Consider the following 13673-nt stretch of genomic DNA (forward strand, 5'->3'; position numbering starts at 1 on the left):
CGCGTTCAACCTGCACGGATTTCGTGGCGCATCAACAATCGTTGAACGGGTGGACGGCGCAGCCGTCCACCCTACGGTAATGCTTGGTGGTAGAGCGAATCAGCTCGCGACCCACACGTACTGCACCTCGGCCCACTGTTCCTTCGGTGCGCCATTCACCGTGCCCGGCTGGAAGGTGCATTTGGCGATTGCCGCGCGCGCCGTCTCGTCGAGCGACCCATTGCCGCTGGTTTTGCGTACCACGGCTTCGCGCACCTTGCCATCGGCCCTTACCAGCATCGCGAGTGTCACCGTGCCTTCGATCTTGGCCGCCAGCGCATCGGCCGGGTACACGGGCCTTGCACACGAATTGAATTTTGCCATTGGTATCGTCGTGTCGTTGTCGGGCATCGCGGCGAACGGGTTGACCGGCGCCGTGCTCGTGCAGCCGGCCAGGGCCGCCAGGGCCAGGCCGAGGACCGGAAGCGCGGCTTTCCAGTTCAGTGCCTGCGTGTCGGGACGAACGAGTTGTTTGATGCGTTGCATGAGATTGCCTCCATTGGCCGCCTGGGCCAGATGCTGGGTTGAAAACTGGCGTCGTTCCAGTTCGGATAGCGCAAGAGCCAGGCGCCGCGGTTCGCCCAGTTGTCTTGCTGCGATGGCGTCGGCAACCAGTTCCCGTTCGGCGCGGATGCGTCCCGAGATCCACCAGATTGCCGGGTGATAAAACAGCAGTGCCTCGACCACGTTCTGCAGCAGGTTGACGAGGTAGTCGTGACGCCGGATATGGGCCAGTTCGTGCGCCAGCAGCGCCTCGAGCAAGTGGGGTGGCATGCCGGATACGAGCGATGCCGGCACCAGCAGCACCGGCCTCCACCAGCCAAAGGTGACGGGGCTGGCCAGGCCCGCGACGATGCGCAGCCGCACCGTGCGCGCAATGCCGGCAGCCTGCGCCATTCGGTCAAGCCGGGCTTGCCAGACCGGTTCGCTTGCCTCGACCGCCGCTGCGCGGTGCAGCCACAGCAATCCTGCGATCATCCGCAATGCGAGGACGACAGCGCAGACACCCCACGTGCGGACGATCCAGCCCAGACTGCGTTCGAATACGGTGCGCCAGCTCTCGTCGAGCGGACCCGCCAGCAGGCTACTCGCCAAGGTTGCCATTGGCTGGGTCGCCATGTCCAGCGTGCCGGCCAGGCGCGTCGCCAGTTCGGCGGCGGGCCAGAGCAGGCACAGCAACAGGCCAGCGCAGGCGACCGCATACCGGTGCTCGGCGCGTGCATTGCGCAGCAGGCTCATCGCCAGCGCCACGGCGCAGCCGATCAGCGCCCCTTGCCAGATGAATTCGACGAGCGTCCAGCCAATGCTGGCAACCAGGTGGGCGGCGGTCATTGGCCGTCTCCATCCTTCAGCAGTTGCTCGATCTCGGCCCGCTCCTTCTTGGAGATGCCGCTCTTGAGCGCCGCCAGCACCAGTGCCTTGGCCGAGCCGGCGAAGGCCCGCTGCATCAGGTCGTTGAGAAGATTGCCTTGCAGCGCATCGCGCGCGTGGACCGGGCTATAGACGTGCGAGCGTTCGCTCTCGTCGCGGCCCAGCAAGCCCTTGGCGTGCATGACCTGCATCAGCCGTAGCACCGTCGCGTAGGTCACGTCGGGCCGCTGCGGCAGCATCGCCTCATGCACTTGCTTGGCGGTGGCGGCGCCCAGCGGCCACAGCACTTGTAGCAGGTCGAGCTCGGCAGGCGTGGGCTTGGGCGCGTCAGGGGAGAGCGGCATGACATCCTCGGATAGACAAGATGAAGCTAGATTATCTTGTCTAGATCGAGTTGTCTACAAAGATTTGGCATGCCGGGCGGAGACGTGCTTAGGTTTTCCCTGCGCGGCACATCGTCTCGATCGTGTCCAGCACGACCCTGGCGCGAAACGGCTTGAGGATCACGCGGCTGATCCGACGTTCGCGCAGGTCGCTCAGGAGTTCGGGCGTGGCCGTCTCGGTCATGATCGCGATCGACAAGCCCTGTTTGTTGGCGGCCGCATCGGCGCGCAGGCGGTCGATCAGGCCCAGATCGTAGCGGCTGTCCTTGCCGCTGCCCACGCAATCGACAGCGATCACCGCGCCCTGGAAGGTGCGCACGCTCAGCAGGCGCAGTGCGGCCGCGCTCGTTGCCGCTTCATGGACCTGGCCCAGGTTCAGGCTGCGCGCCGTCATCGCGACAGTACGGCGCAGCATCGGTTCCGGTTCGACCAGCAGGATGTGAGTGGTTGCGTCAGGCATCGGCCACCTCGCCAAGATTGCGCAGTTCCAGTACGACCAGGTCGCGCAGCGTGCGCAGGATGCCCAGCTCCATCGCGTCCAGCGTGCGTGGCCTGCGGTCGATCAGGCACAGGGTCCCAAGGCTCAGGCGTGACGGCATGGTCAATGGCGCGCCGGCATAGAAGCGGATGTGCGGCGCGCCGGTAACGAGGGGATTGTCGGCAAAGCGCGTGTCGAGCAGCGTGTCGTTCACGACCAGGATGTCCTGCTCGAGGATCGCATGGGAGCACAGCGAGATGTCGCGGCCGGTTTCGCAGAGCGCGGTGCCGGTACGGGCCTTGAACCATTGGCGATCCGTGTCGATCAGCGTGATGGTGACGATCGGCACGTCGAACTCGGTGGCAGCGAAGGCCACGATCCGGTCGAAACGCTCCTCGGCGGGCGTGTCCAGGATCAGCAGGTCATACAGGGCGGCCAGGCGCGCGGCTTCGTTGTCGGGGGTAGCGGCAATCAGCATCGTGGAAGCACCGGCGCGGCCGGTCGTCAGTCGGGATGTTCAATATACCAGACGCTACCAGGCCGCCTCCGCACGATCAGGCACGCCAAAAAAAACCGCACCCCGAAGGGTGCGGCTTTCATGGACGGGCAAAGGTAGAAGATTACGCAGCGTTGCGCACTGCCGCCATGCTGTTCTGGTCTTCGACGATCTCGCGGCCATGCAGGACATCGTCCATGCGTTTGGTGTCGAGCTCGTTTTCCCATTTCGACACGACGACCGTGGCCACACCGTTGCCGATGAAGTTGGTCAGTGCGCGCGCTTCGCTCATGAAGCGGTCGATGCCCAGGATCAGCGCCATGCCTGCCACCGGAATCGTTGGCACCACGGCCAGCGTTGCGGCCAGCGTGATGAAGCCGGCGCCGGTGATGCCCGATGCGCCTTTCGAGGTCAGCATCGCCACCAGCAGGATGGTCAGTTCCTGGGTCAGCGTCAGGTCGGTGTTGGTTGCCTGCGCCACGAACAGGGCCGCCATCGTCATGTAGATATTGGTGCCGTCCAGGTTGAACGAGTAACCGGTTGGGACCACCAGGCCGACGACCGGCTTGGAGCAGCCCAGGCGCTCCAACTTGCGCATCAGGTTCGGCAGTGCGCTTTCCGACGACGACGTACCCAGCACGATCAGCAGTTCTTCCTTGATGTAGCGGATGAACTTGAAGATCGAGAAACCGGTGAAGCGGGCGATCAGGCCCAGCACGACGAAGATGAACAGGGCGCAGGTCAGGTAGAACGAGCCCATCAGCTTGGCCAGCGGCAGCAGCGACGCGATGCCGTACTTGCCGATCGTGAACGCCATCGCGCCGAATGCGCCCAGTGGAGCGACTTTCATGATGATGTTGACGATGCCGAAGATCACGTGCGAGACGTCATCGATGAGTTTGGTCACCGGACGGCCGCGCTCGCCCATCATCGACAGCGCGAAACCGAACAGGATCGCGACCAGCAGCACTTGCAGGATGTTACCCGTAGCGAACGCATCCACGAACGTGGTCGGGATGATGTGCATGATGAACTCGGTCGTGGTCTGGGCATGCGCATTGGTCGTGTATTGCGCAATCGAGCTCGAGTCGAGGTGGGCCGGATCGACGTTGAAGCCGGCGCCCGGCTTGGCGACGTTGGCCACGACCAGGCCGATGGCCAGGGCGAAGGTCGAGACGACTTCGAAGTACAGCAGTGCCTTGCCGCCGACGCGGCCGATCTTCTTCATGTCCTGCATGCCGGCGATACCGGCAACGACGGTACAGAAGATCACGGGGGCGATGATCATCTTGATCAGTTTGATGAAGCCGTCTCCCAATGGCTTCATCGCGGTGCCTACCTCTGGGTAAAATACGCCCAGCAACACGCCAAGAACAATGGCGAACAATACCTGGACGTACAGGATTTTATAGAACGGCTTCTTCATGGCAACTCTTCAACGAGGTTGGTAGTGATGCCATGGTGGCGCATTCAAGCGGTGCAAGCTATTGTGGAAATCCGCATGCTGCACTGCAGCAGTGCAGCGTGGAAATTTTCGCACCCGGAGTGTGCGTGGCCAGGCAATTAGCCTGGCCACGACGGGAGAATTGTTACTGAGCGGCCCAGCCGCCGTCCATATTCCAGGCCACGCCGCGTACCTGGTTCGCCGCCGGACTGCAGAAGAACACGGCCAGCGCGCCCAGTTCATCGGGCGTGACGAATTCGCCGGACGGCTGCTTCTCGAGCAGCAGCGCCTTGCGCGCGGCGTCGTTGTCGAGCCCTTCGCGGGCGGCGCGGTCATCCACCTGTTTCTGGACGAGTGGTGTCAGCACGAAGCCGGGGCAGATCGCATTGCACGTCACGCCCGTCTGCGCCGTTTCCAGCGCGGTGACCTTGGTCAGGCCGACCAGCCCGTGCTTGGCGGCGACATACGCCGACTTCTGGCTCGAGCCCACCAGGCCATGGACCGAGGCCAGGTTGATGATGCGGCCCCAGTTCTTTTGCTTCATGCCGGGTAAGGCCAGGCGCGTGGTGTGGAAGGCCGAGCTCAGGTTGATGGCGATGATCGCGTCCCAGCGCTCAGGCGGAAAATCCTCGAGCGCGGCGACGTGCTGGATGCCGGCATTGTTGACCAGGATGTCGACGCCGCCGAACTTGTCGCTGGCATATTGCATCAGCGCGGCGATCTCGTCGGGCTTGGACATGTCGGCATTGTGGTACGCCGTTTGCACACCGAATTCGGCGCCGATATCGGTGTAGAGCTTTTCGATCTGCTGCGCGTCGCCGAAGCCGTTGAACACGATATTGGCCCCCTGTTCGGCCAGCGAGCGTGCGATGCCCAGGCCGATGCCCGAGGTCGATCCGGTGACGAGAGCCGTTTTACCGTTTAGCATGGTCGATGTCATTGTGTCCTCATTGGTAAATGCCCGTTGGCGAGCGTATGGGGGGAACTCCCTCAGAATTGGTAGAATTCTAACCGTAACGCCTCCCGCGCGCGAAAGCAGCCAGGCGCCTTTCATGATTTTCTTATTCCGGAGTCGCGATGTCCGAGCCCAGATTCAAGAGCGTCCAGTGCATCTCGCCTGCTGGTTTGCACCGCGTCGCCTACAAGGAATGGGGCGCGGCGGACAATCCGAAGGTGCTCGTGTGCGTGCACGGCGTGACCCGCGTCGGGGATGATTTTGACCATATGGCGCAGGCGCTGTGCGATACCTTTCGCGTCGTGTGCCCCGATATCGTCGGGCGCGGCCGCTCCGACCGGCTGCGCGATCCGGCCGGTTATCAGGTGTCGCAATACGTGAGCGACATGGTCACGCTGATTGCACGCGTCACGGCGGGCACTGAGAGCGAAGACGTCGCATGGTTCGGCACCTCGATGGGCGGCCTGATCGGCATGACACTGGCCGCCCTCGAAGGCTCGCCAATTTCGCGGCTCGTGATCAACGATATCGGCCCGGCGCTGGGCGGCGAGGCGCTGCGGCGCATCGGCGAGTATATCGGCCAGGACGTGCGCTTTCCGAGCTTTGCTGCCGGCGCGGATTACATCAGGGCCGTCTCGGCCACGTTCGGGCCGCACGCCGACGAAGAGTGGCACAAGCTGGCCAGCGATGTGCTGCGCCAGGACGTCGACGGCCAGTGGCGGCGCCATTATGATCTAAGCCTGGCGCAGCCGTTTCGCAGCATGACGGTCGAACGCGCGGCCGAGGACGAAGCGGCGTTGTGGGCGGCCTGGGATGCGATCAGGTGCCCCACGCTGCTGGTACGCGGCGAACAGTCCGATCTGCTCTCGCGCGCCACGGCGCAGCAGATGACGACACGCGGGCCGCATGCGCACCTGGTCGAAATCCCCGGCGTCGGCCATGCGCCGACGTTCGTGCACGCCGATCAGATCGCCATTGCCCGCACCTTTTTAACCGGCACGGGATCATGACGATCCGGCCTGAATCAACCTTTATCGAACAGAAAGACATCATGGAAATCAAACGACTGCACGTAGGCAAACGACTGTCCGAAGTCGCGATCCACAACGAGACCGTGTACCTGGCCGGCCAGATCGCCGAAGACACCACCCAGGGCATCGATGGCCAGATGCGCGAAGTGCTGGGCCACGTCGACCGTTTGCTGGGCGAAGCCGGCAGCGACAAATCGTGCATCCTGTCCTGCAATATCTTCATCTCGGACATGGACAACTTTCCCGGCATGAACGACGTTTGGGACGAGTGGGTCGCCCAGGGCCACACGCCGCCGCGCGCCACTGTCGAAGCCAAGCTGGCCAACCCGGCCTGCCTGGTCGAGGTGTGCATCATCGCCGCTCTGCGCTGAGCGCATGGTCTCCACCGCACTGTTAGGAGATACCAAGACCGGCCTGGTACAGGGGCTGAGCCCTGAGGACTGCGTGCGCGTGCACGCTGCGCTCGACTACGCGTTCAGCGCGTACGGCACGCGTCTGGCCGGCTCGGGCCAGAGCGCGTTCGAATTCTCGCTCGGTGCAGCCGGCACGCTCGCGTACCTGAATACCGATGCCGAAACGCGCATCGCCGGCCTGGTGTTCGAGCTGGCGCTGATGGACCCGGCCGTGTTCGCCGACCTCGAAGAACGCTTCGGCGCCGGCGTCGTTGCGCTCGTGCAGGGCGTGCATCAGCTGATCCGCCTGCGCGACCTGACCGCCGGCGGCGCGCCCGTGGGCAGCGGCAAGAACGCGGCGCAACAGGCCGCGGCGCAAAACGAGACGCTGCGCAAGATGCTGCTGGCGATGGCCACCGACATGCGCGTGGTGCTGATGCGCCTGGCCTCGTGCGCGGCCACGCTGCGCCACTTCGCCGAACACAAACGGTTTGACGACGTCACGCGCGCCTATGGGCGTGAGGTGCTGGACTTTTATGCGCCGCTGGCCAACCGGCTCGGGATCTGGCAACTGAAGTGGGAGCTGGAAGACCTCGCGTTTCGCTTCATCGAACCCGATACCTACAAACGCATCGCCAAGATGCTCGAAGAAAAGCGCATGTCGCGCGAGAGCTTTGTCGCCTCGTCGATCGAGCGCCTGCAAAGCGAGCTGGCATCGGCGTCGATTCCGGCCGACGTGTCGGGCCGCCCGAAGCACATCTACAGCATCTGGAGCAAGATGCGCGGCAAGGAGCTCGATTTCACCGAGCTGTATGACGTGCGCGCGTTTCGCGTGATCGTCCCCGACATCAAGACCTGCTACACGGTGCTGGGCGTGATCCACAATATCTGGACGCCGGTGCCGAAGGAATTCGACGACTATATCTCGCGCCCGAAACCCAACGGCTACCGCTCGCTGCACACGGTGGTCATGGCCGAAGACGGCCGGCCGCTCGAAGTGCAGATCCGCACCCAAGAGATGCACAACTTCGCCGAGTACGGCATCGCCGCGCACTGGCGTTATAAAGAAGAAGGGGGCTCGAACTTCAAGAGCCAGCAATACGACGAAAAGATCGCCTGGCTGCGCCAGCTGCTGGCGTGGAAGACCGACGTGTCCGATGCGGTCTCGGGTCAGGAAGAACTGCAGCGCGAATGGGTCGAAAAGCTCAAGGCCACGACGCTCGACGACCGCATCTTCGTGCTGACGCCGCAGGCGCGGGTGCTCGAACTGCCGGTGGGCGCCACGCCGATCGACTTCGCGTACCACCTGCACAGCGATGTCGGCCACCGCTGCCGCGGCGCGCGCATCGATGGCGTGATGGTGCCGCTCAATACGCAACTGAAAAACGGCCAGACCTGCGAAATCATCACGGCCAAGGGATCGAGCGGCAACCAGGGCCCGTCGCGCGACTGGCTCAGCCCCGGCTACGCGGTCAGCAGCCGCACGCGCTCGAAGATCCGCGCCTGGTTCCACGCGTTGGACCAGGCCGAAACGCTGGCCCACGGCCGCGCGCTCGTTGAAAAATCGCTCCAGCGTGAAGGCAAGACCGCCGTCAACCTGGAACTGCTCGCGCAGAAGCTGGGCTTTGCCAAGGTGGACGAACTGTTCATCGAAGTGGGCAAGGACAAATTCAGCCTGCGCCACGTGGAAGCGGCGCTGCACGATGGCGACGAACCGGCGCCCGTTGAGGAGCCGAAGTTCGACAACAAGAGCCGCGCCTCGAGCGTGGAGCAGGGCGCCAAGTCGGGTGTGCTGGTGCTGGGCACCGAAGGGCTGATGACGCTCTTGGCCAAGTGCTGCAAGCCGGCCCCGCCGGACCCGATCATCGGCTTCGTCACGCGCGGCAAGGGCGTGTCGATCCACCGGCTGACGTGCAAGAACTTCTCCGAGATGCAAGCCAAGTCGCCGGAGCGCGTCATCCAGACCGAATGGGGTTCAGCCGGGAACGAGACCGTCTACCCGGTCGACCTGTTTATCCTGGCGCAGGACCGGCAGGGACTGCTGCGCGATATCTCCGAAGTCTTCTCGCGCGAGAAGATCAATGTGATCGGGGTGAACACGCAAAGCGCCAAAGGGCAGGCGCGCATGATCTTCACGGCCGAAATCGGCTCCACGGCGCAGGCGCAGAAGGCGCTGGCGGCGATCATGGAAGTGGGCGGCGTGATGGAGGCGAAGCGGCAGTAGCAGTAGCATCATCCCCCTGTGCGGCGAGGTGACGTAATCATTTGTCACCGGGCCGCGCAGCCTGCCGCAACCGCAGTATCATTCAGCCCATGCCGCGCTCGCTTCCTTCCATTGCCCATCCCGAACTCTGGTTCGCGCACGTCAAACGCTACCTGCGCAGCTGGTGGTACATGATCCATCTGGGTGCGGTGGCCATCGTGCTGGCATTCTCGCCGTCCACCTGGCAGCGCGAGCGCTTCCACGCCACCGCGCGCCACATCCATGCCAGCACCTGGCAGGTGCTGCCCTGGTTCACGCTGGCCGCGTGCCTGGTGAGCCTCGTCATCATCCGCATCGTGCTGGTCACGGCCAAGAGCTACGGCTTGTCGGGCTTTGCGCTCGAGATGGTGGTGCGGGTGCTGGTGCTCGAACTGATTCCCCTGTGCGCGGCGCTGTTCGTCGCGCTGCGCGCCAGCATGGCGTTCGACGCGTCGGCGCTGGGTTTGGCCCGCCGCGCGCTGCCGGCACGTGGCGCCAGCGACGATGCGCTGCGCCGCATGCGCAGCGACCTGGTGCCGCAGTTGATCGCGAATGCGGTGTCGGTGCTGACGCTGGCGCTGGTTACATCCATCGTCGTGCTGCTGCTGGCCTATCTGAACGTGTACGGCATCTCGCCATGGGGCCTGGGCGACTATACCCGCACCGTGGGGCGCGTATTCGCGCCAACCGTCACGGCCGGCTTCGTGCTCAAGACGGTGCTGTTCGGCCTGGCCGTGGCGCTGATTCCGACGGCGGCCATTCTCGAATTGCAGCGTTATCCACGGCGCCTGGTCTCGACCGTGCAGCCGGGCGCACTGCGCCTGCTGTTCGTGCTGATCGTGATCGAAGCGGCCTCGCTTGCACTGAAATACATCTGATTGACAGGACCCACATTACATGACGGACCAGATTCCCGATAACGCGCTTCCCGACGAGCCGAAGCATGTCGAAACCAAGGCCGTGATCCTCCTCGTTTTTCTGGGGCTGATGATCTGCGGTTTCGTGTTCTATGTGATGTACGCGCGCGGCGTGTTCGAGCCGACCCAGCGCCTGACGCTCGTGGCCGACGATTCGACTGGCGTCATTCCCGGCATGGACATGACGTTTGCCGGCTTTCCGATCGGGCGCGTGCGCCAGGTCGAACTGGCCGATACCGGCAAGGTGAATATCCTGGTCGATGTCCAGAGCAAGGACGCCAAGTGGCTGCGCGCCTCGAGCGTGTTTACGCTGGAGTCGAGCATCGTCGGCGAAACGCGCCTGCGCGCCTACACGGGCGTGCTGACCGATGCGCCGCTGCCGGCCGACTCGACCCGCACCGTGCTGCGCGGCGACGCGACCGCGGAAATCCCGCGCATCGTCGCTACGGCGCGCGGGCTGCTGGAAAATCTGGAAACGATGACCTCGTCCGGCTCGGACGTGAACACCAGCCTGTCGAACCTGTCGGCCGTGACGGGCCGCATGTCGGGGCGCTATGGCGTGCTCGGTGGTGCACTCGGTGGCGACGAAGAAGCGAAGAAGCTGATGGAAGCGCTGGACCGCGTCAACGTGATCCTGGCCAAGGCCGACCAGCGCGTGTTCGGCCAGGCCGGCGTGATGGACGACGCCCAGACGGCCGTGCGTCAGCTCGATGTCGTGCTCAAGGACGCGAGCGCCACACTGAAAAAGGTCGACGCGGTGCTGGTCGAGGCGCAAGCCGTCGGCGCCAACACGCGCGAAGCGACCGAAGACCTGAGCGCATTGCGCGGCGACGTCGACGCCAGCCTGCGCAAGGTGAATCGCCTGGTCGAGGAAATCAACCGCAAGTGGCCGTTCGCGCGCACCAATCCGGAGATCAAGCTGCCATGAAGACCATTCCATTGTTGATCGCTGCCTTGCTGGCCGGCTGCGCGAGCAAACCGTTGCCGCCCGACTGGCAGGCGAACGCCAAGGGCGCGCTCGACGCGTCGGTGGACGACTACCTGAAAGGGCACACGGCCGCGTCGAATGCCGAGTTTCGCGAAGCGCGCGCCGAGACGACTGCCACTGGCCGAGCCGACCATGTGGCCCAGGTTGAGCTGGTGCGCTGCGCGGCGCAGGTAGCCAGTCTGGTGTTCGAGGATTGTCCGGGTTACGCGGCGCTGGCGCCGGATGCGACACCGGCGCAGCGTGCCTACGCAGCGTATCTGGCGGGGCAGTGGGATGGACTGGAGGTGGCGCTGCTGCCCGAGCAGCATCGGGCTGTGGTTGGCGGCGGCGCGCTGGAGAGCATTGCCGATCCACTGGCGCGGCTGGTTGCTGCTGGCGCGCAGTTCAAGGCGCGCCGCATCACGCCAGTGGGAATCGCACTGGCAGTCGACACGGCGTCGACCCAAGGCTGGCGCCGGCCGCTGCTGGCGTGGCTGGGTGTGCAGGCGCAACGCGCCGAGGCGGCGGGCGACACGGCCGCGCAGGCGGCGATCGAGCGGCGCCGCAAGCTGGCCGGCGGCCAGTAACGCTTAACCCGTCAGCGCAGCGCCCACGGCAGCGTGTTGTGGATCGTCGTTGCGGCAATCGCTGCCTGGCCGGTTGCCACCGTGATCTGGTTCAGCCCGCGCGTGACATCCCCAATGGCGTACAGCCCCGGCACCGCCGTGCGGCAATGGTCATCCACGGTCAGCGTGTCGCATTCAACCGTTTCGGCGCCCAGGTTGGCCGCCAGGGCCGAGCGCGCATTCTCGCCCAGCATCGGGTAGAACACATCGCATTCATAGGATTGCCCGTCGCGCGTGTGCAGGACGGGTTTCAGATCGTCGGTCAGTGTGACCCCGGCCAGCGGTGATGCGATGTGCTGCACGTTCGCCGCCTGCAGCTGGGCATGCTGGTCGGCGTCGACCACCGACTCGTCGGCCCGCTCGAACAGCAGCACGTCGCGGCTGAAGCTGCGCATGAAGAGGGCGTGGCCGACCGGATTGACTTCGGCCGTGGCCACGGCGATGCGCTTGTCGATCACATCGTAGCCGTCGCACACGGGGCACAGGCGCACCGCACCGCTGGCCACCGCTTCGTCCCAGCGCTCGACCGGCATGCCGACGTCGGCCACGCCCGTGGCCAGCAGCACCGTGTAGGCGCGCATTTCGGTGACGTCGCCCTCCGGGCTCGTGCAGTCGGCGATGAACAGGCCGTCGTCGATGCGCAGGTTGCTGATTTCACCGGGAATCACGTGGCCGCCATACTTGCCGAGCTGGCAGCGCAATTGGTCGAGCAGCAGCTTGCCGTTGATCCCGTCCGGGAAGCCCGGGTAATTGTGCGAGACGGGAATCCAGGCCAGACGGCTGTTGCCCTTGTCGACCAGGGCGACATTGCGGGTGAACCGGCGCAGGTAGATGGCGGCGGTCAGGCCACCCGGCCCGCCGCCGATGATGAGGGTATCAAATACGTTTGGTGTAAGGTCCATCGCTGCATTATGTCGCTGAATGCAGGATGGAGGTATCAGCGCACGCGCCCGTGCTGAGTCGGCCTGTGCTTACACGATTGGTTAGTTGACGATTGTCACGATCGGTTTCACAGCGATTTGCCGCCGGCCGCCTCCGGCTGCAGCGTCACGTGGTCGATGCCATGGCGCTCACGCAGCATCGCGCGCACGGCTTCCAGCACGGCTGGCCATTGCTCCAGGCTGCGGATCTCGATGTGGCCAATCAGCGCCGGGTGGCCGGGCGACATGTCCCAGACGTGCATGTCGTGCACGCCCAGCACGCCATCGACGGTGGCCATGTCCGCGCCGACCCGGACGAAGTCGATCTTGTGCGGCACACCTTCCATCAGGAAGTGATATGACTCGCGCAGGATGCCGCTCGTCGAGCGCAGGATCAGCAGGGCAACGAAAATCGACAGGATCGGGTCGGCCCGCAACCACCCGGTGAAATAGATGATGGCGCCGGACGCGATCGCGGCCAGCGAGCCGAGCAGGTCGCCCATCACATTGACGAGCGCGGCGCGCGTGTTGATGCTGTCGTTGTTGCGCGACAGGATCCAGGCAACGAGCAGGTTGATCGAGGCGCCCAGGGCAGCCACGACCAGCACGATGCCGCCCTTGACGGGCTCCGGATGGATCAGGCGCTGGATGGCTTCCCAGCCGATCCAGCCCACCAAGGCAAGCATCACCAGGCAGTTGACGAATGCGGCCAGGGCTTCGGCGCGCACGAAGCCGAACGAGTGGCGGGCCGAGGGTGGGCGCTTGGCGATCATCTGTGCGAGCAGGGCCAGGCCGAGGGCCGCGGCGTCGGTGACCATATGGCCGGCGTCCGAGATCAGTGCCAGCGAGTTCGACACGAAGCCGGTGATCACCTCGATCAGTGCGAACAGCAATGTCAGGCCCATTGCGAACGCCAGTGCCTTCTGGCTGCGCGCTTCGATGGAATGGGAATGGCTTGCGTCACCGTCGAGGTGGGCATGCAGGTGGGAAGGGTCGTGCGGCTTGTACGTCATCGCCAATGCATTCAATATGGGGCAGGATCAGCAGTGTAAATCATCTGGTGCATCCGCAGCATGACGGCCTGGTCAGCAATAAATTTGGTGCGAGGGTTGCGGTTCCCGCATCAGGTCCCTATAATGGCGGCATCGGGCGGTTAGTTCAGCTGGTTAGAATACTTGGTCGACATCCAAGGGGTCGCAGATTCGAATTCTGCACCGCCCACCAGAACATCAGTAAGAGCGAGAAAGGCACCACGGTTATGACACCGCGAACTACAACGACGTTGTGGGGGAATCGCTAGACGCGAAGGGGTGTGCTTTTGCTTAACACAACGAATCAACGCGGCTAGCCCGCGTTTTTTTTCGTCCAGATTTTACTATCCTTGATTCTTGTTATTTAACGGCGCGCGGCGC

The 13673-nt window shown here is 64.2% G+C and carries 14 protein-coding genes and 1 tRNA gene; 7 read left to right on the forward strand and 8 right to left on the reverse strand.

Going from position 1 to position 13673, the window contains the following annotated elements; all coding sequences use genetic code 11:
* Positions 1-99 precede the first annotated feature (99 nt).
* The 6 genes from IFU00_08090 to IFU00_08115 all read right to left on the reverse strand — a co-directional run bounded on the left by IFU00_08090 (position 100) and on the right by IFU00_08115 (position 5151).
* Positions 100-1371, reverse strand: a complete 1272-nt coding sequence (locus tag IFU00_08090; protein MBD8542237.1) for a M56 family metallopeptidase — start codon at positions 1369-1371, stop codon at positions 100-102.
* Complete coding sequence (locus tag IFU00_08095) at positions 1368-1754, reverse strand: BlaI/MecI/CopY family transcriptional regulator (protein MBD8542238.1); 387 nt, start codon at positions 1752-1754, stop codon at positions 1368-1370. Before IFU00_08095 ends, IFU00_08090 begins: the two co-directional genes overlap by 4 nt.
* 88 nt (positions 1755-1842) lie before the next feature.
* Positions 1843-2253: a response regulator gene (locus IFU00_08100; protein MBD8542239.1), complete on the reverse strand. Its 411-nt coding sequence runs from the start codon at positions 2251-2253 to the stop codon at positions 1843-1845.
* Entirely contained in the window at positions 2246-2749 is a 504-nt protein-coding gene (locus tag IFU00_08105) for a GAF domain-containing protein (GenBank protein MBD8542240.1), read from the reverse strand. Before IFU00_08105 ends, IFU00_08100 begins: the two co-directional genes overlap by 8 nt.
* 142 nt (positions 2750-2891) lie before the next feature.
* Complete coding sequence (locus tag IFU00_08110) at positions 2892-4193, reverse strand: dicarboxylate/amino acid:cation symporter (protein MBD8542241.1); 1302 nt, start codon at positions 4191-4193, stop codon at positions 2892-2894.
* 163 nt (positions 4194-4356) lie between these two features.
* On the reverse strand, positions 4357-5151 hold the full coding sequence (locus tag IFU00_08115) for a 3-hydroxybutyrate dehydrogenase (protein MBD8542242.1): 795 nt from the start codon (positions 5149-5151) through the stop codon (positions 4357-4359).
* Positions 5152-5288: 137 nt separating this feature from the next.
* Between IFU00_08115 and IFU00_08120 the strand changes: the two genes are divergently transcribed.
* From IFU00_08120 to IFU00_08145, 6 genes are all read left to right on the forward strand, one after another.
* Positions 5289-6176: an alpha/beta hydrolase gene (locus tag IFU00_08120; GenBank protein ID MBD8542243.1), complete on the forward strand. Its 888-nt coding sequence runs from the start codon at positions 5289-5291 to the stop codon at positions 6174-6176.
* 41 nt (positions 6177-6217) lie between these two features.
* Positions 6218-6568, forward strand: a complete 351-nt coding sequence (locus IFU00_08125) for a RidA family protein (GenBank protein ID MBD8542244.1) — start codon at positions 6218-6220, stop codon at positions 6566-6568.
* 4 nt (positions 6569-6572) lie between these two features.
* Complete coding sequence (locus IFU00_08130; protein MBD8542245.1) at positions 6573-8813, forward strand: bifunctional (p)ppGpp synthetase/guanosine-3',5'-bis(diphosphate) 3'-pyrophosphohydrolase; 2241 nt, start codon at positions 6573-6575, stop codon at positions 8811-8813.
* A gap of 89 nt (positions 8814-8902) precedes the next feature.
* Positions 8903-9709: an ABC transporter permease gene (locus tag IFU00_08135; GenBank protein ID MBD8542246.1), complete on the forward strand. Its 807-nt coding sequence runs from the start codon at positions 8903-8905 to the stop codon at positions 9707-9709.
* A 19-nt stretch (positions 9710-9728) separates the two neighbouring features.
* Positions 9729-10676: an MCE family protein gene (locus IFU00_08140; GenBank protein MBD8542247.1), complete on the forward strand. Its 948-nt coding sequence runs from the start codon at positions 9729-9731 to the stop codon at positions 10674-10676.
* Positions 10673-11302 (forward strand): hypothetical protein, encoded by a 630-nt coding sequence (locus IFU00_08145; GenBank protein MBD8542248.1) that lies wholly within the window; start codon positions 10673-10675, stop codon positions 11300-11302. Before IFU00_08140 ends, IFU00_08145 begins: the two co-directional genes overlap by 4 nt.
* Before the next feature lie 11 nt (positions 11303-11313).
* Here the strand turns inward: IFU00_08145 and IFU00_08150 are convergent, their stop codons facing one another.
* Both IFU00_08150 and IFU00_08155 read right to left on the reverse strand, forming a co-directional pair.
* A complete protein-coding gene (locus IFU00_08150) occupies positions 11314-12243 on the reverse strand; it encodes an NAD(P)/FAD-dependent oxidoreductase (protein ID MBD8542249.1) in 930 nt (309 codons plus the stop codon).
* Positions 12244-12350: 107 nt separating this feature from the next.
* Positions 12351-13274, reverse strand: a complete 924-nt coding sequence (locus IFU00_08155; protein MBD8542250.1) for a cation transporter — start codon at positions 13272-13274, stop codon at positions 12351-12353.
* A 134-nt stretch (positions 13275-13408) separates the two neighbouring features.
* Between IFU00_08155 and IFU00_08160 the strand changes: the two genes are divergently transcribed.
* Positions 13409-13485: transfer RNA gene (locus IFU00_08160), tRNA-Val, on the forward strand.
* The last annotated feature ends 188 nt before the right edge of the window (positions 13486-13673 follow it).

The sequence above is a fragment of the Oxalobacteraceae sp. CFBP 8761 genome, from assembly GCA_014841595.1.
Classification (GTDB): domain Bacteria; phylum Pseudomonadota; class Gammaproteobacteria; order Burkholderiales; family Burkholderiaceae_D; genus Telluria.